This is a genomic window from Halorussus lipolyticus, from assembly GCF_029338375.1.
Taxonomy (GTDB): Archaea; Halobacteriota; Halobacteria; order Halobacteriales; family Haladaptataceae; genus Halorussus; species Halorussus lipolyticus.
On record NZ_CP119804.1, the window covers coordinates 2077497 to 2093497 of the forward strand.

Below are 16001 nucleotides of genomic sequence, written 5' to 3' on the forward strand. Positions count from 1 at the left end.
CCCCGGTGTACCTCGGACGCTATGGCAGAATTCAGTGAGGACGACGAGGGGAAGTCAGTCGTCGCGGATGGCGAAGAAGTGGGAATCGTCTCCGAGGTCGAACACGGGACCGCTTACGTAGACCCCGACCCCGGAATCACCGACAAAATCAAGGCCAAACTCGATTGGGGCGAGCGCGACGAGGACACCTATCCCTTGCAGGAGCAGGCCGTCGATAGCATCACGGACGACGAAATCCGGCTTCGAAGCAACCTCTAATCCCGGTCCGAACACTTATTTAAGCTTTTTTATACCAACTGAGATTGAGTCCAATTTCGGTGTTACCGGTCGCATTTGGCCGGTTTGGTGTATAGAATCTTTAATTTAAATGTAGGAAAGATATATGTCGGCGCGACGGAGAGTTGGTGACATGACGCAGCTCGAAGCGTTCGACGACGATGTCGAAGTCGAAGGGCGGGCGGTACGGTCGATGTTGGAGGGCGTCGGTGAACTTTCTAGCGTCTTCGAGAAACGCATGCAAGAGACGCTCGACGAGAGAGGCATCGGGGAGCCACAGGCCGGCGAGTGGTACCCCCAAGAGGCGTACCTCGACGCGGTTGCCTCCATCGAGGACTCTATCGGCTCCCAGACCTTCCGGAACATCGGCAAGAAACTGCCGGAGAAGACGCCGATGCCGCCAGCAATCGACACGGTGGACGAGGCCCTCGAAGCGGTCGAGAAGGGCTACGAGATGAACCACCGCGGCGGCGACAGTGGATATTACGAGTTCGAGGACACAGGTGAGAACGAGAAGGTAGTCCACTGCAAGAACCCCTATCCCTGCGACCTCGACGTCGGCCTCATCACGGCCGTCGCCGAGGAGTTCAGTTCGGACAGCGCGATAGTCACTGTCGAAGAAGAAAGCGACGTCTGCCGCGACGACGGCGGCGACGAATGTATCTACAGAGTCTCGTGGTAATGCCCCGAAATACAGAAGCTCACGGCGACGAAGGCGCAGAGTTCGAAGGAGAGTTTGTCCCGGCCGAAATCGAGCGTCCCTCGACGCTCGCGTCGGTCTCGGACGAGGACATCGACCGACTCCAAGGTCTCGACTTCGAGACAGCAGGCGACGAGGCGGTCGAGTCGGTGTACGAGGACATCGACGGTCCCGAACTGGACGACGAAGACTCCTACACCGCCGAGGAACTCAAACGCGCTCAGAAAGAGCAGTTGGCCACGCTGGGCCGCGACGACGCCGAGGCCGAGGACCTCCTCAGAGACCGCGTCCGAGGCAGTCAGTTGCACCAGATGGCCGACGTGTCGATGGCGGACCACCTCGGCATGTACGCCGCCTTCCAAGAGGCGGTCGTGCCGGAAATCGTCTCGCAGGTGACCGCGGAGTTCGGTGACGCCGAGGAGGACGACGAAGCAATCGAGGAGGCCGTCCGAGAGACCGCCGAGCGCATGCAGGCCGTGACCCGAGCGACCACCCGCGACCTGCAACTCGCGGCCGACGCCTACGACGCCGACGACGGCGAGGACGACGAAGTGGAGAAGGCCGAGGAACTCCGGGAGACGCTGACCAAGGACGTGAAACCCGCCGTCGAGGAACTCCAGATGGCGACCTCAGACATCGCCGAGAACGCCGACGAAATCAACTCGCTGTCGGCGTCCCAGTCCCGGAAGATACGCGACCTCAACGAGGAGGTCGCCGACCTGAGCGCGACCACCCAAGAAATCGCGGCCAGCGCCGAGCAGGTCAACACCGTCAGCGACCGGGCAGAGGAACTCGCTGATGACGGCATCGACCACTCCCAAGAGGCCATCGAGGAGATGCACCGCGTCGAGGAGGCCCGTGCCAGCGTCGAATCCGAGTTCTCGACCCTACAGGAGAAAGTCGAGCGCATCGACGACGTGGTTGCAGTCATCAACGACATCGCCGACCAGACCAACGTGCTGGCGCTCAACGCCTCCATCGAGGCCGCCCGCGCCGGCGAGGCCGGGTCCGGATTCGCAGTCGTCGCCGAGGAGGTCAAGGAGTTGGCCGAGGAGACCCAGAACCACGCCGACGAAATCGAGGGCACCATCGGCGAGATTCAGCAGTACACCGACGACACCCTCGAAAGCCTCGACACGACCAGCCAGCGCGTCGAGAGCGGCACCGAGAGCGTCGAGGACGCCATGGAGATGTTCCAAGAGGTCGGCGAGGCCATCGCGGAGGTCTCCCACGGCATCGAGGAAGTCGCCGACGCGACCGACCAGCAGGCCCAGAGCGCCGAGGAGGTCGCCACCATGATAGACGAGGCCGCAAACGAGATGTCGGAGGTCTCCAGCGGGATGGAGACCATCACGGCCTCGAACGAGGAGTTGACCGCGCTGGTCAGCGGCATGGACGCCGCGGTCGATTCCGCAATCGACGAGTAACGCTATTCTATCTGCTCGGCCACCGCGTCGAGGTGGTCGAGACCCACGACCGCCACCGTCTCGCCCTTCGACCGCAACGCTTCGAGTTTTTTTGCCATGCACTCCTCGCGGGTGTCGTCCCGGAGGCGGACCGGTTCTGGCGGGTCGAACGCCCGGAGGAGCGACTGGGAGCGCCGGGCTTGGGTTCGCTCGTCGCGGGCCTGCTCTGCGGGCGAATCCGACCGCGAGCAGTCGTGGTCAACCGGGTCGTCCACTTCGACCCGGAGAGAGGTCCGGTCGGCGACTTCGGCCGCGAGTCGGCAGGTCAGCGCGTGGCGAGTCACCGAGGCCACGCCCGAGGCGACCCGCCGGAGCGTCCCGAGCGACGTTCGCTCCGACCAGCAGTTTCTGGCGAGTCGCGCGAAGAACTCGGCCGTGGGCGCGTCGATGCCGACTACCTCGGCGTCGGCTTCGCGGGCCGATTGGGCCGCCGCGCTCATCTCGCCGCCGAACGCCGGCGGACTGCGGGAGTCGCGGGCGTAGGCCTCGTACAGCGGCGTAGCCACCGGCGGCGCTTCGAGTGCAACGACCTCGGGGTCGCGCTTGTTGACGACCGTTCGGACGCGATGGACGCTCGCCGGGTGGTCGTGGACGACGCCGACCAGCGTCACGTCGGCCTCGGGGTGGGCGACAGTGCGGACGTACTCGTCGTTCAAGCGGGGGTCGGCAGAGGTGTCGGCGAGTTCAGCGGAGTCGGCGGGTTCGGCGGCCGAGTCGGCCGAGCGAGACGGTTCGGCGGGCGATTCGAGGGAGTCGGGCGATTCGGAGGAGTCTGCGGGGAGGGACATCGGCTTGCGTGGCGGTATCACGCACCCCTCATAGGTCGTTCGGTTTCGGTCCGAGCGCGGGGTACTCGCCGAGCTGAAGAAACAAATAGTTGTGGTAAAAAATTAATATTGTTTCCTACGTAGTTGTACACCTTGTTTTGCGTCGGTCTTTCTTTCGTCGGAACGCCTCGCTCGAAGACCGACTTTTTACCACAGAAGGGCCAAGCACCCGGTAATGGCCACCGTTAGCGCGGACGAGAACCCCTACGTCGAGGACCCGGATACCGACTTCCGGCCGGTCGAGGAGTTGACCGACCAGCAAGCCCGCGAGCAGGTGCGACTGCTCCGCGAGGCCATCCGGTTCCACGACTACCGGTACTACGTCGAGAACGACCCAGTTATCGCCGACCGGACCTACGACGCCCTCTTTACCCGATTGCAGGACCTCGAAGACGCCTTCGGCCTTCAGACCGACGATAGCCCGACCCAGCGCGTCGGCGGCGAACCCTTGGACGAACTCGAAACCGTCGAACACGTCGCGCCGATGCTCTCTATCGACTCCAGCGGCGAGGCCGACGACGTGCGTGAGTTCGCCGACCGAATGGAGCGAGAGACCGACGGCGACGTGACCTACGTCTGCGAACCCAAGTTCGACGGTCTGTCTGTCGAAGTGGTCTACGAGGACGGCGAGTACGTCCGGGCGGCGACCCGCGGCGACGGCTACGAGGGCGACGACGTGACCGAGAACGTCCGGACCATCGCCAGCGTGCCCCACCGCCTCCGGGGCGACTACCCCGACCGACTGGTCCTCCGGGGCGAGGTCCACATCCCCGAAGAAGCCTTCGAGAAACTCAACCGCGAGCGAGTCGAACGCGGCGAAAATCCCTTCGCAAACCCCCGGAACGCGGCCGCCGGGACCCTCCGGCAACTCGACCCCGCCGTGACCGCCGGGCGACCGCTCGATTGCTTCTTCTTCGACGTACTCGCGTCCTCGCACGACTTCGAGACCCACTGGGAACAGCACGAGACCCTGCCCGACTGGGGGCTGAAGGTCAACGACCGGTCGGAGCGCACCGACGACATCGAGGCGGTCATCGACTACCGGAATCGCCTGATGGACGACCGGCCCGGTTTGGACTACGAAATCGACGGCGTGGTCATCAAGGTGGACGACTTGGCGACCTGCGACCGACTCGGGACCACCGAGCGCCACTACCGGTGGGCGTTCGCCTACAAGTTCCCCGCCCGGTCGGAAGTCACCGAAATTACTGGTATCACAGTGCAAGTCGGTCGAACTGGGCGACTCACGCCCGTCGCGCTCCTCGAACCGGTGGACGTGGGCGGCGTCACCGTCTCGCGGGCCAGCCTCCACAACCCGGAGGAAATCGCAGAGATGAACGTCAACGTCGGCGACGAGGTGAAAGTCGAGCGCGCCGGCGACGTGATTCCCTACGTCGCCGAGGTGGTCGAGAAGCACGCCGAGGGCCACTACGAGTTCCCCGAGCGATGCCCGGTCTGCGACAGCGCAGTCGAGTTCGACGGCCCGATGGCCTACTGCACCGGCGGACTGGCCTGCACCGCGCAACTCCAGCGCGCCGTCGAGTACTACGCCAGCGAGGACGGTCTGGACATCGAGGGACTGGGCGGCGAGCGCGTCGAGCAACTCATCGACGCCGGACTAATCGAGGAGAGTCTCGCCGACCTCTACCGCATCGAGGAGGACGACCTCGTGGAACTCGAAGGCTGGGGCGAGACCAGCGCCGAGAACCTGCTCCGCGAACTCGACGCCTCGAAACAGCCCCAACTTCGAGATTTCCTCTCGGCCATTGGCATCCCGAAGGTCGGGCCAGCGACTGCCGCGGACCTCGCCCGAGAGTTCGGGGACCTCGAACGCGTCCGGACCGCGACCCGCGACGAACTCGAATCGGTCGCTGGCATCGGTCCGAAAGTCGCCGAGCAAATCGCGGAGTTCTTCGAGTCCGAGCAGAACGAGCGCGTCATCGACGACCTGCTGGACGAGGAGGCCGTCGGCGACCCCGAAACACCGAACGAGACCGAGACTGGCGACGAGTTGGCCGGTTTGACCTTCGTGTTCACGGGGTCGCTCGCCGACTACACCCGGAGCGAGGCCCAAGAGTTGGTCGAGGACCACGGCGCGAACGCGACCAGTAGCGTCTCGGGCAACACGGACTACCTCGTCGCGGGCGACAGTCCCGGCCAGACGAAACTCGACGCGGCCGAGGAGAACGACGTGCCGGTGCTGGACGGACAGGTTGCGTTCGAGGAGTTCCTAAGCGACAGAGGAGTCCTATAGCGGGCGACTTACGGCGGATTCGAGAGTGCATTCACTTTTGCAGGGTCGCCCGTCGTCGCCGCGGCGTGCCAGCACTTGATGACCGCGAGCGTGACTCGTTTCACGTCCTCGTGTTCGATGCAGGACTCTCGATGTGCATCCAGATTTCCCGGCGGGTGGAAATGCTTGTCCGGGTAGTCGGGGCGGTTCTCCCAACCGAAGCGAAACTGGAGGCCCGTACCGTCTCGCTCGCCAGCGTTCGCATCTCTCCGGTCGTCCTCGACGTAGTGGTATCTGTAGCCGTGTTTCGTCCACCACGCCACGTCGAAACGCGACTGGTCGGCCCGAATCCCATCCCAGAGTTCGATTCGGAGTTCTTTCGGACCGACATCGTAGTCGGGAACCCACTCTACCGACTTCACGAGACCGTTGAGTCGATTTCTGAACGTCGTTTCGACCGTTTCGAGTTTACTCCGGGATACTGTCCCCTTGTCCTCCCTACACATGATTCGACGCATCGTATCCGTTAGCTACCGAATCGGCTCCGACGAGGTACTCCGCCATCGATTGGGCCGCTTCGAGTCGATTCAGGTCGTCTTCGAGACTGCGCCACGTCGCCAAATCGTCCCACCCGGCGTCGTCGTCTGGGTCGAGAACTTCTGCGAGTTCGTTCGGCGACTCCACGCCGTACTCGTCTTCGAGCGCCGCGATTCGCTCCTTCGCTCGTCGGATTTTCCCGTCGAGTTCGGCTGACGAGTGTTCGTCGGCGAGTTCGGCGACGCGGTTGATACGTCGCTGAGTCTGATTCCAGACGTACTCGACCGCGTTTCCGCGTCTCCGTTCGACCACCATCCCGGCCTCCACGAGGGGTTCGACGTGCTTGCGAACGGTGGGCTTCGTGGTGGCGGCGGCGTCGGCGATTTCTCCGGTCGTGTGCGGTTCGTAGGTGTTCTTCAGGACCGTGTGAATCCGCTGGAACGCGGTCGTAGACGCCTTCCACTCCTCGGTCACTGCTTCGTCCAGATTGTCGGGCGTCTCGCCGGACAGGTCCTCCGAGTCGAAGGGGTCGATGTCGGCTATCGATGGAGGTCCGTCGGCGTTCTCGTCAGTCGGCATACGCGAAAGTACGCAAAGAAGAAAGAAATATTTTGGGTTGGAAATATTTCTTCGATTAGCGAGGGTTCGGCCAGCGTCAGAGGTCCGCGTCTCGGAACACCAGATAGCCGAGCGCGGCCGGAACGAGCAACCAGAGCAGGAACTGGGCCAGCACCACCCAGTCCGAGAGGTAGAAGGGGGCTTGACCGAGTTCCTTCGAGATGAACTGGCGCTGGAGGCCGCGGACGCCGTAGAGGCGGGCCGAGAGAACGCTGTCGGCGTAGAGTCGGGTCACGAGGGTCTCGTAGGCCCGAACCGGGTTGAAGTACTTGAGGAACAGGCCGTACTTGACGAGCGTGATGTTCTCCCACCCGAGACCCAACTTGTCGTTGAACACCAGCAGGACGCGCCGGACCTGCGTCCAGAGCATCGTGAAGACGACGTAGAGACCCACGGTCCCGAGCATCGCCCGGCGGTTCGTGGACGCCGCGGCCGAGACGCCGACGGCGACGTTGACGAACACGATGCCCAGCAGGAGCGTCAGGCCGACGAAGGCCAGATACTTCAGCGCCCCCACGTCGATGCCGTAGAGCGCCAGCACCACCGCGGCCAGCAACATTCCGACCAGAATCGGGAGCGCGAGGACGGTGCTACGCCCGAGGGTCTTGCCCGCCACCACGTCCTGTCGGGAGTGGGGAAGCGAGAGGAGTAGCTTCAGCGACCCCGACTCGCGCTCGCCGATGATAGAACTGTAGGCGACCACGATGGCGACGATGGGGACCACGAGCGCGACGACGCGGTTCCCGAGCGTCGGGACGAACACCTCGGCGGTCAGCGACCCGCCGCCGCTCGACTCGACGCCGGACCCGATGAGGTACGCGCTCCCGACGAACAGGCCGAAGAAGATGGCCGACAGCGCCCAGAGCCACTTCGAGCGCACCGCGTCTTGGAAGTCCTTCCGGGCGATGGCCTGCCACGTCATGCTTTCACCTCCTGTTTGTCGGTGGTGTAGGCCATGAACAGGTCTTCGAGCGAGGCCTCGTCGGTCTCGAAGTCCTCGACTTCGACGCCCGCGTCTTCGAGCGTCGAGAGGACGCCGGTCTTTACGTCGCTCTCGCAGGAGATTTCGAGGCGACTTCCCGAATGACTGGCCTCCATGACGCCCTCGATGCCGCGAACTTCGTCCAGCGCCCCGTCGGGAACCTCGCCGACCGTGACGTGAAGCACGGTGTCGGCGCTGGTGGTCTCGCGTAGGCCCTCGATGGAGTCCTCGGCGACGAGTTGGCCGTCCCGGAGGATACCCACGCGGTCACAGACCGACTCGACCTGTCCGAGGATGTGCGACGAGAAGAAGACTGTCGTTCCCTTCTCGGCCTCCTCGCGCACGATGTCGCGCATCTGGCGGGCACCCTGCGGGTCGAGGCCGGTCGATGGTTCGTCCAGCACAAGCAGGTCGGGGTCGCCGACCAGCGCCATCCCGAGGACGAGACGCTGGGCCATCCCTTTGGAGTAGCCGCCGGCCTTCCGGTCGCCGTCACCGCCCGAGAGGCCGACGCGCTCCAGAATCTCGTCGGGGTTGTCGTCGGCGTCCTTCGATTCGATGGCGAATTCGAGGTGCTGTCTGCCGGTCAGTCGGTCGTACACCGAGAATCCCTCGGGGAGGACGCCGAGGTGTTCCCGGACCGTCACGCTCTCGTCGTGAACGTCGTGACCGAAGACCCGGACCTCGCCCTCGGTCGGGCGCACGAAGTCCAACAGGATGTTGATGGTGGTGGACTTCCCCGCGCCGTTGGGGCCGAGGAAACCGAACACCTCGCCCTCCTCGACTTCGAAGGAGAGGTCGCGGACGGCGACCACGTCGCCGTACCGCTTGGTCACTCCGTCAATTTCGATGGCGGCCATAGTCGCGCCTTTTGCGCTCCCCTATGTAAACCCTTGTCTTATCGTGTCGGGCGTCGAACGGAAAGGTGAACCGGGTGGGAAATAAAAATAGTTGTTAAGTATTCTTATATTTGTGCTAAAGAAATAGATAGTTGTCTTTATACCGCCTCGTCCGGGTCGTGCTGGTCGGCCATCTTCGTCGCCTCGGCGGCGTACCGCTCGCGGGTCTCGGGGTCCTCGACCGATTCGAGGTCGTCGGGGTCGGCCTCGGTGGCCGCGGTCACGTCCGCGCCCTGCTGGAGCATGTTCATCGAGCGTTGTTTGTGGAGACTCTGCTCGCCGTCCGTCGTGGCGTACACCAGCGAGATGAGGCCCTTGTCGGTGTACGTCCGCTCGACCAACCAGAGTTGCTCGTCGTCCATATCCGAACCTTTCCCGGAAGTGAGTTGAATCCTCCGGGACGAGTCTCCCACCGCCGACCGACCTTTCCAGTTGTTGATACCGCCAGTAGCATTAAGAAGCGAAGCGACGTACCCGGATGTGAATGACAGACCACGGGTGGCATGAGCGCAGGGTGTACGGAGTACCGGGTATCGGCCGTAATCGTCTTCACGGCGACTCGGCGACGTAATGACGATGAGTCAGTCCCCGCTGTCTCAGGCGACCGACGACCGGCTCTCCGAGATGCTCTTTCAGGGCGAGGAGGTCGAAGACGAGTTCACCGTCGAAGGTGCGCGCGTCGCCGTCACGACCCATCGCGTCCTCGTGTTTACCCCCAACGGCGACGGACGGCGCTTCGACCACGCCGACCGGCCGAACGTCCTCGACGCCAACGTCGAGACCACAGGGCAGGGGTCGTACATCGAGTGGAGCGTCCGAGCGGGCGTCTACGGCGCGGTCCTGCTGGGCGGCGGGGTCCTCCTGAAGGCCAGCGGTATCCTCGACCAACTCGGCGGTGTCACCCCACCCGAGGACGCCCCCGGCGCTGGTATCGCCCAACTGGTCTCGCTCCTCCCGGAGGCGCTCGGCGCGCTCACCACGGTTCTCCTCGTCGTCGGCGGTCTGCTTGCGGTCACGGCTGGCGCACTTGTCGCCCTCTACTTCAACTCCCGAGAGCGAGAACTCGTCATCGAGCGGGCGGGCCGGGACCCGATGCGAGTCCCGGTCCAGAGCGACGACGCCGAGGAGGTCGCCAGACGCCTCCGGACCGCGGTAGGAACAAGTTCAAAGCCGCGTAGCGACTAGCCTCGGTCGATGGATGGGGACGCGGTACGACAGCGCGCCAATGAGTTGCCACGCCAGCCGGGAGTCTACCAGTTTCAGGACGGCGAGACGGTCGTCTACGTCGGCAAGGCCGTGGACATCCGGGACCGAGTGCGGTCCTATGCCGACCCGCGAGGCCAGCGAATCCGCCGGATGGTCGAGCGCGCCGACAGCATCGACTACTCAGTCACCGACACCGAGACGCAGGCTCTCCTGCTCGAAGCCAACCTCATCAAGCGGTTCCAACCGCGGTACAACGTCCGCCTGAAGGACGACAAATCCTATCCCCTCGTCCAACTCACCGACCACGAGTTTCCCCGCATCGAAATCACCCGCGACCCGAACCCCGAGGCCCGCGCCCGGAGCGACGGCGGCGCAACAGCAGTTTCCGGCCCACGTGTCTTCGGCCCCTTCACGAAGAAAACCCGCGTCGAGACGGTCGTGAAGGCGCTCCGGGAGACCTACGGCGTCCGTGGCTGTTCGGACCACAAGTTCGCCAATCGCAATCGACCCTGCCTCGACTACGACATCGGCCTCTGTACCGCGCCCTGCACCGCCGAAATCGACCGCGATTCGTACGTCGCCGACGTGGAGTCGGTAGTCAGATTCTTCGAGGGCGAGACCGGCGTCCTCGCCGACCCACTCCGCAGAGAGATGGAGGAGGCCGCCGGCAATCAGGAGTTCGAGCGCGCGGCCAACCTCCGGGACAAACTCGACGCGGTAGAGGGCTTCCACGGCGGCGCTGGCGAAGCCGTCGCCACCGAGAGCGACGAGCGAGCGGTGGACGTGCTGGGAGTCGGCCTCGAAGGCGACTCGGCCACCGTCGCGCGCCTCCACAGCGAGTCGGGCCAACTCGTGGACCGCGAGCGCCACGCCGTGACGATTCCCGACGAGAGCGGGGAGACGCCGGCGGGAGCGGTCCTCTCGGCGTTCGTAACCCAGTACTACACCGAGCGCGACCTGCCCGACGCCCTGCTGTTCTCGGACCGCCCGGACGACCGAGAAGTCCTCGATTGGCTCGAAAGCGAGGGCGTGTCTGTTCGCGTCCCCGGCGCTGGCCGTGAGGCCACTCTCGTAGACCTCGCGCTGAAGAACGCCCGCCGAGGAGCCAGCGAACCCGACGCGCTCTCGGCGCTCCGAGATGCCCTCGGCCTCGATACGGTCCCGCGCCGAATCGAGGGCTTCGACGTGAGCCACGCCCAAGGAAAGCACGCGGTCGGAAGCAACGTCGTCTTCGCCGATGGGTCGGCCGACAAGTCGGGCTACCGCCGGAAGAAGCTAGACGACCGAAACGACGACTACGCCAACATGTACGACTTGGTTCGGTGGCGCGCCGACCGGGCCATCGAGGACCGAGACGACCGACCCGACCCCGGCCTGCTCCTCATCGACGGGGGCGAGGGCCAACTCGGGGCCGCCCGCGAGGCCCTCCGAGACGCCGAGTGGGACGTGCCGGCAATCGCGCTTGCCAAGGACGAGGAGATAGTCGTCACGTCTGGGGGAACCCACGACTGGCCGAACGACGCCGACCACCTCCACGTCCTCCAGCGAGTCCGCGACGAGGCCCACCGCTTCGCGGTCCAGTACCACCAGACTCTGCGTGACGACGTTTCGACCGAACTCGACAACGTGCCCGGCATCGGTCCCGAGACGCGCCGGAAACTGCTCCGGCGGTTCGGGAGCGTCGAGGGGATTCGGTCGGCGTCGGTCGCGGAGCTACGAGCGGTGGAAGGTGTCGGCCAGAAGACCGCCGAAACCATCGAAACTCGACTCTGAGTCGCTACTCTGACGGAAACGTCGAGTTCTTTCGAGCCGTTTCTTCGGGAGTTCGTCGTCTTCGGACCTACAGGAGGAAACTGAAGACGTTCAGCGAGTTGCCGGGCTTGAGGCAGTCGTAACAGCTAGTGCCGGGCGCGACGGGTTTGGTCGATTCGGTCTCGTCTTCGGTTTGGGTTTCGATGTCGAACTGCATGGTATTCTGTACCACTACTGTTATAATAAATATTTTCTAGCTCTTAGTGACATTATCTCACATAGAGGGAGAGATAAACTATCAGGAGAACGCGCCGGCCGGAACTGTCGGCGCAGAACCGTCGTCACGGAAGCGTCGTGACGTCCCGGTCGTAGTCGGCGAAGACGTGGAAGGACGCGAGATTGTAGCCGAGGTGAGTCAACACGCTCGCGGTTAGCGACCCGGTTGCCACGAACACGACCGCGAAGACCGCGCCGTCGAAGGTCTTGACGAGGACGTCGCGCGCGCCGAAGGTGAAGTGAATGAGGCCGAACAGCACGGCGGACGCCGCGACGAACGCCGCCGGTCCGACAGCGTCGATGAGAGGAGAGAGACCCGCCCGAAACAGTATCTCCTCGGGGACCACCACGAGGACGACCGGGAGCATCGAAATCGGGTGGCTGACGCTCTGTCGGAGCGACTCGCCCGCCAAGTACGATACCGCGTAGGTGTCGGCGTAGTACATGGCGAATCCGACGAGCAGGAGCGCGAGGTACGCCGGTCGGAACTCGAACGCGAACGTCACAGGAGCGGTCGCGTAGAAGGCCCCGCCGTAGGCGAGGCTAAACGCCGCGTACAGCCAGAAGTTGTAGCGCCGCAGGCGGGGATACGCCGACGCCGCCGACGCGAACGCGGCGATGTACGCGAGTTGTGCGACGAGGTATCCGGCGACGGCGGCGATCCAAACGAACGGTAGTTCTGCCATGCGTCTGATTTCTCTTCGCAAGACGGTATTATTAATCATTGTATAGTCGCATTAATGCTCGCAAGCTTGCTTCTCGTCCTATGCGCTGGCGAGATAGTTTCTCGGCCGCGTGGAGAACATAGATTTTAGTGACGGACTGGAGAATCCCACCGACGATGGAGTTCGACACCGACGCACTGAACCAACTCATGTCGAGTAAGTACGACCGCCGGAGTACGCGACCGGCACCGACCCACGCCCACCTCGAAGCCTTCCGGCGCAAGGAGTTCTCCGAGGCCGACATCGCGGAGGTGTTCCACGAGAACACCAAGTACACCGAGCGCACCAATCGGAGCGACCAGTCCACGATGTCCCACTTCGTCCACGACGAGACGATGCAGTACGCCCTCTCGAAGGCACCGCCGGAGTACGAGGGCCACGAGCGAATCGACCTCCCGACACCCGCCGAAAGCTTCGACGTGGACCTCTCGGACGCGATTCGCCGCCGTCGAACCGTCCGGTCGTACTCGGGCGAGGGACTCTCGCTCGACCGACTCTCGACGCTCCTGTACTACAGTTGCGGCGCGACCGGGCGTCTCTCGGCCCCCGACGGCGTCGAGAACTTCGGACGCGCCTACCCTTCCGGCGGCGGACTCTACCCGGTCGAGACCTACTTCGCCGTCCTGAACGCCGGCGACGACCTCGAGGAGGGCCTCTACTACTACGTCCCTGACGACCACGCGCTCCGCGTCCTCCGGCGCGGCGACGAGTCGTTCGCCGACGAAGTTGCCGAACTGTTCGCTACCGGCGGCGTCCTCGACCCGACGAACGCCGCCCTGTCGTTCGCGTTCACGGCGGCGTTCTGGCGGAGCAAGGCCAAGTACGGTCCCCGCGGCTACCGGTTCGCGCTTCAGGAGTCGGGCCACATCGTCCAGAACGTCCAACTCGTCGCCACCGCGATGGGGTTGGCGTCGGCCCCGTTCGCCGCGGCCCGCGAGGACGAGGTCAACGACTTCCTCGGCATCGACGGTGTGGACGAGGCCGCAATCTACACCGGATTCGTCGGCGTTCCCGAGAGCGAGCGCGCCGGTCACGTTTCCGACGGAGGAGGCCAGCGATGAACGCCGACCGGCGAGCGCGAATCGAGCGCGTCCTCTCGAAACCGAAGCTCAATCCCGCGTTCGTGGCGATGCAGGCCGACGAGAACACCGTTCACGTCCGGGCCGGGCCGTGGACCGGACCGGCGGTGGCCATCCGCGAGACCGAAGACGAGGACGCCATCGCCGACCTGTTCGAACTGCTGGACGGCACGAATCCCATCGAGGAGATTCTCGCAGAGTTCGACGAGTCCGACCACGACGACCTGCTGGCGCTCCTCGAAGGACTGGCCCAGAAGAACGTCGTCTACGACGCCGCCGAGCGTCCGGAGTCTCGGGGATGGCCCCAAGTAGTCCACTCCAAGAAGTTCGCCGAGGAGAACTACCGCCGACTCGAGGACGCCGAAATTCTGGTCGTCAACGCGGGCGAAATCGGCCCCCAAATCGCCGAGGACCTCGCCCGTTCGGGCGTCGGCGAGGTGGCAGTCGTCCAACCGGTCGAGCAAGCGCGGGCAGACCTCTCGCACCTCGAAGGCCGGGAGAACGTCACGGTGCTGGACGGCGACTTCGAGGCCGCGGTTCGCGCCAGCGAGTACGTCGCGTTCGCCGTCGATGGCGAGTATCCGTCGCTCGCCACCGAACTCGACCGACTCGCTCACGAGACGGCGACGCCGTGGATGCTGGTCCAGCGGCGAGGGTTCGACGGTCTCGTCGGTCCCGTGTTCTTCCCCGGCGAAACAGGATGTTACCGATGTATGGAGCGACGAATCGTCTCGAACCTCTCGAACCCCGAGGGATACGCGACCTTCCGAAACGGATTCGCCGAGACCGACTCGGGAAGCCTCGCGTCAGTGGGTCTGCCCGCCTACTCGCGGATGCTGGCCGGATACGCGACCGTTGACCTCCTCAACCTGCTGGCGTACGGACAGGCCTACACGGTCGGCCAGACCATCACCGTGAACTTCCTCGACCTCTCGGTCGAGGTCAACGACGTGTTGCGACTCCCGCGGTGCGAAACCTGCGGGAAGTCCCCCGGCGAGGACGACAAGCGGTTCGTCACCGTCGAGGACGTGGTGGAGGCCAAACGGCACAACCGCGATGGCAGTCGTGGACAGCGGGACCGGCGCGGGGGTCGATAGCATGGAGTTCACGGTTCCGGACGAACCGCTCCCGCCGGAGTACAACCGACTCGTCGGCACCAAGACGGGCCTCGTGAGCAACCTCGCCCACTCGTCGCTCGACCGGAGCGGTCCCCGCGCGAGAGTCGGGTCGGTAGACCACGCCGACCTCGGCTGGCTCGGCGCGGGGCACACAGCCGACATCGAGGCCGGCGGGAAGGGCCTCGACGCTCGGGCGACCCTGACCGGCACGCTCGGGGAGTTCGCCGAACGCTACTGTCTCCACTGGCCCCGAGAGGAGGCGCTCACAGAGGGAAGCCACGACGAGATGGCCGACCGGGGCGAGGTCCCCGACTTCGAGTACCTGACCGCGTACGGACAGGACGACCTCGGACCCGACGACCCCGAGTGGCTAGCTCCGCTCTCGCGAGAGACGACGCTCCCGTGGGTCGCCGGGACGAATCTCCTCACGGGCGAGGAGTCGTACGTTCCCGCGGAACTCGTCTGGAATCGAGCGGGGAAACTGACCGAGTACCCCCGCGCCGTCGTCGGGACCTCGAACGGGGCGGCGGCGGGACCGACCCTCGAATCCGCCCTCCTGTCGGGGCTGTACGAGGTCGTAGAGCGGGACGCGTTCGTGACGACGTGGTGCGAGCAGACGCCGCCGCCGCGAGTTGACCCGGACGCCGTGCCGGAACTCGCCGACCGCCGCGACCGCCTGTTGCCGGGCGACCACCGCTCGCTGTCGGTCTTCGAGTACGACGGCACGGTTGACGTGCCGACCTACGGGGCCGCCATCGTGGACGACCGCGAGCGCTTTCCCAAGTTCGCCATCGGCGGGAGCGCCGACTTCAATCCCATCGCGGCCGCCACCGACGCGATGGTCGAGGCGGCCCAAGCCTTCCCGTACCTCGAACACGTGCGGGCCGAGTACGACCTCGACGCCATCGACCCCACCAGTATCTGGAACTTCACGGAGAACACCCTGCTGTACGCCCGCCCGGAGAACTTCGACCGCGTCTCCTTCTTCGTGGCGGGCGAGGAGACCACGCTCCCCGAGGCCCAGCGAGTCGAGGACGAACTGGCGACGTGTCTCGACCGTCTCGACGCCGCCGGTTGCACGCCCGTCGCCGTCGAGGTCACGACGCCGGACGTGCGCGAGGTCGGCATCCGCGCGGTCCGGGTCGTCGTTCCGGAACTCGTCCCGTTCCCGCCGTCGTCGCTCCCGCCAACGGAACACCCGCAACTGGCCGACGTGGACGTGCCGGAGATGCCCCATCCGTATCCGTAGCGAACCGCCGAACGCGACGGGCGCTCGGGGTCGGTCCAAAAACTGGAGAACGGTCGGA

Annotated in this window: 17 protein-coding genes; 9 read left to right on the forward strand and 8 right to left on the reverse strand. The window is 64.9% G+C overall.

Annotation, left to right across the window (positions count from 1 at the left end; all coding sequences use genetic code 11):
* The first annotated feature begins 21 nt into the window (after positions 1-21).
* The 3 genes from P2T57_RS10585 to P2T57_RS10595 all read left to right on the forward strand — a co-directional run bounded on the left by P2T57_RS10585 (position 22) and on the right by P2T57_RS10595 (position 2403).
* Positions 22-258, forward strand: coding sequence for a PRC-barrel domain containing protein (locus P2T57_RS10585; protein ID WP_276299170.1), 237 nt, complete (start codon positions 22-24; stop codon positions 256-258).
* A 151-nt stretch (positions 259-409) separates the two neighbouring features.
* Positions 410-958 carry a hypothetical protein gene (locus P2T57_RS10590; protein WP_276299171.1) on the forward strand — a complete coding sequence of 183 codons (549 nt, stop codon included), beginning with the start codon at positions 410-412 and terminating at the stop codon, positions 956-958.
* Positions 958-2403, forward strand: coding sequence for a methyl-accepting chemotaxis protein (locus P2T57_RS10595; protein ID WP_276299172.1), 1446 nt, complete (start codon positions 958-960; stop codon positions 2401-2403). Before P2T57_RS10590 ends, P2T57_RS10595 begins: the two co-directional genes overlap by 1 nt.
* Positions 2404-2405: 2 nt before the next feature.
* Here P2T57_RS10595 and P2T57_RS10600 read toward each other — a convergent pair whose 3' ends face one another.
* Positions 2406-3230 (reverse strand): hypothetical protein, encoded by an 825-nt coding sequence (locus P2T57_RS10600; protein WP_276299173.1) that lies wholly within the window; start codon positions 3228-3230, stop codon positions 2406-2408.
* A gap of 214 nt (positions 3231-3444) precedes the next feature.
* Between P2T57_RS10600 and ligA the strand changes: the two genes are divergently transcribed.
* A complete protein-coding gene (gene ligA / locus P2T57_RS10605; protein WP_276299174.1) occupies positions 3445-5523 on the forward strand; it encodes an NAD-dependent DNA ligase LigA in 2079 nt (692 codons plus the stop codon).
* 8 nt (positions 5524-5531) lie between these two features.
* On the opposite strand, the gene P2T57_RS10610 is transcribed toward ligA, so the two are convergent.
* The 5 genes from P2T57_RS10610 to P2T57_RS10630 all read right to left on the reverse strand — a co-directional run bounded on the left by P2T57_RS10610 (position 5532) and on the right by P2T57_RS10630 (position 8900).
* Positions 5532-6008, reverse strand: a complete 477-nt coding sequence (locus tag P2T57_RS10610) for a toxin-antitoxin system TumE family protein (protein ID WP_276299175.1) — start codon at positions 6006-6008, stop codon at positions 5532-5534.
* Positions 6001-6618: a winged helix-turn-helix domain-containing protein gene (locus P2T57_RS10615; RefSeq protein WP_276299176.1), complete on the reverse strand. Its 618-nt coding sequence runs from the start codon at positions 6616-6618 to the stop codon at positions 6001-6003. The genes P2T57_RS10610 and P2T57_RS10615 overlap by 8 nt, the downstream gene beginning before the upstream one ends.
* A 76-nt stretch (positions 6619-6694) precedes the next feature.
* Positions 6695-7579: an ABC transporter permease subunit gene (locus P2T57_RS10620; protein ID WP_276299177.1), complete on the reverse strand. Its 885-nt coding sequence runs from the start codon at positions 7577-7579 to the stop codon at positions 6695-6697.
* Positions 7576-8499 (reverse strand): ABC transporter ATP-binding protein, encoded by a 924-nt coding sequence (locus P2T57_RS10625; protein ID WP_276299178.1) that lies wholly within the window; start codon positions 8497-8499, stop codon positions 7576-7578. Before P2T57_RS10625 ends, P2T57_RS10620 begins: the two co-directional genes overlap by 4 nt.
* A 137-nt stretch (positions 8500-8636) precedes the next feature.
* Positions 8637-8900, reverse strand: coding sequence for a DUF7967 family protein (locus tag P2T57_RS10630; RefSeq protein WP_276299179.1), 264 nt, complete (start codon positions 8898-8900; stop codon positions 8637-8639).
* 214 nt (positions 8901-9114) lie between these two features.
* On the opposite strand from P2T57_RS10630, the gene P2T57_RS10635 reads away from it, so the two are divergent.
* Positions 9115-9723 carry a hypothetical protein gene (locus P2T57_RS10635; RefSeq protein WP_276299180.1) on the forward strand — a complete coding sequence of 203 codons (609 nt, stop codon included), beginning with the start codon at positions 9115-9117 and terminating at the stop codon, positions 9721-9723.
* 9 nt (positions 9724-9732) lie between these two features.
* Entirely contained in the window at positions 9733-11517 is a 1785-nt protein-coding gene (locus P2T57_RS10640; protein WP_276299181.1) for an excinuclease ABC subunit C, read from the forward strand.
* A 67-nt stretch (positions 11518-11584) separates the two neighbouring features.
* Here the strand turns inward: P2T57_RS10640 and P2T57_RS10645 are convergent, their stop codons facing one another.
* A complete protein-coding gene (locus P2T57_RS10645) occupies positions 11585-11713 on the reverse strand; it encodes a hypothetical protein (RefSeq protein ID WP_276299182.1) in 129 nt (42 codons plus the stop codon).
* Positions 11714-11837: 124 nt separating this feature from the next.
* The gene (locus tag P2T57_RS10650; protein ID WP_276299183.1) at positions 11838-12458 is read right to left on the reverse strand and encodes a CPBP family intramembrane glutamic endopeptidase; all 621 of its coding nucleotides are present in this window, start codon (positions 12456-12458) and stop codon (positions 11838-11840) included.
* A 155-nt stretch (positions 12459-12613) separates the two neighbouring features.
* Between P2T57_RS10650 and P2T57_RS10655 the strand changes: the two genes are divergently transcribed.
* Genes P2T57_RS10655 through P2T57_RS10665 form a run of 3 tightly spaced genes read left to right on the forward strand, consistent with a single transcriptional unit; the run spans position 12614 to position 15943 of the window.
* A complete protein-coding gene (locus P2T57_RS10655) occupies positions 12614-13558 on the forward strand; it encodes a SagB/ThcOx family dehydrogenase (protein ID WP_276299184.1) in 945 nt (314 codons plus the stop codon).
* Complete coding sequence (locus P2T57_RS10660; protein ID WP_276299186.1) at positions 13555-14673, forward strand: TOMM precursor leader peptide-binding protein; 1119 nt, start codon at positions 13555-13557, stop codon at positions 14671-14673. Before P2T57_RS10655 ends, P2T57_RS10660 begins: the two co-directional genes overlap by 4 nt.
* Positions 14633-15943, forward strand: coding sequence for a YcaO-like family protein (locus tag P2T57_RS10665; protein WP_276299187.1), 1311 nt, complete (start codon positions 14633-14635; stop codon positions 15941-15943). Before P2T57_RS10660 ends, P2T57_RS10665 begins: the two co-directional genes overlap by 41 nt.
* The last annotated feature ends 58 nt before the right edge of the window (positions 15944-16001 follow it).

Coding starts and splice junctions, on each gene's coding strand:
- P2T57_RS10585 (WP_276299170.1), top strand. CDS start 22: ATGGCAGAATTCAGTGAGGACGACGAGGGGAAGTCAGTCGTCGCGGAT.
- P2T57_RS10590 (WP_276299171.1), top strand. CDS start 410: ATGACGCAGCTCGAAGCGTTCGACGACGATGTCGAAGTCGAAGGGCGG.
- P2T57_RS10595 (WP_276299172.1), top strand. CDS start 958: ATGCCCCGAAATACAGAAGCTCACGGCGACGAAGGCGCAGAGTTCGAA.
- P2T57_RS10600 (WP_276299173.1), bottom strand. CDS start 3,230: ATGTCCCTCCCCGCAGACTCCTCCGAATCGCCCGACTCCCTCGAATCG.
- ligA (WP_276299174.1), top strand. CDS start 3,445: ATGGCCACCGTTAGCGCGGACGAGAACCCCTACGTCGAGGACCCGGAT.
- P2T57_RS10610 (WP_276299175.1), bottom strand. CDS start 6,008: ATGTGTAGGGAGGACAAGGGGACAGTATCCCGGAGTAAACTCGAAACG.
- P2T57_RS10615 (WP_276299176.1), bottom strand. CDS start 6,618: ATGCCGACTGACGAGAACGCCGACGGACCTCCATCGATAGCCGACATC.
- P2T57_RS10620 (WP_276299177.1), bottom strand. CDS start 7,579: ATGACGTGGCAGGCCATCGCCCGGAAGGACTTCCAAGACGCGGTGCGC.
- P2T57_RS10625 (WP_276299178.1), bottom strand. CDS start 8,499: ATGGCCGCCATCGAAATTGACGGAGTGACCAAGCGGTACGGCGACGTG.
- P2T57_RS10630 (WP_276299179.1), bottom strand. CDS start 8,900: ATGGACGACGAGCAACTCTGGTTGGTCGAGCGGACGTACACCGACAAG.
- P2T57_RS10635 (WP_276299180.1), top strand. CDS start 9,115: ATGAGTCAGTCCCCGCTGTCTCAGGCGACCGACGACCGGCTCTCCGAG.
- P2T57_RS10640 (WP_276299181.1), top strand. CDS start 9,733: ATGGATGGGGACGCGGTACGACAGCGCGCCAATGAGTTGCCACGCCAG.
- P2T57_RS10645 (WP_276299182.1), bottom strand. CDS start 11,713: ATGCAGTTCGACATCGAAACCCAAACCGAAGACGAGACCGAATCGACC.
- P2T57_RS10650 (WP_276299183.1), bottom strand. CDS start 12,458: ATGGCAGAACTACCGTTCGTTTGGATCGCCGCCGTCGCCGGATACCTC.
- P2T57_RS10655 (WP_276299184.1), top strand. CDS start 12,614: ATGGAGTTCGACACCGACGCACTGAACCAACTCATGTCGAGTAAGTAC.
- P2T57_RS10660 (WP_276299186.1), top strand. CDS start 13,555: ATGAACGCCGACCGGCGAGCGCGAATCGAGCGCGTCCTCTCGAAACCG.
- P2T57_RS10665 (WP_276299187.1), top strand. CDS start 14,633: ATGGCAGTCGTGGACAGCGGGACCGGCGCGGGGGTCGATAGCATGGAG.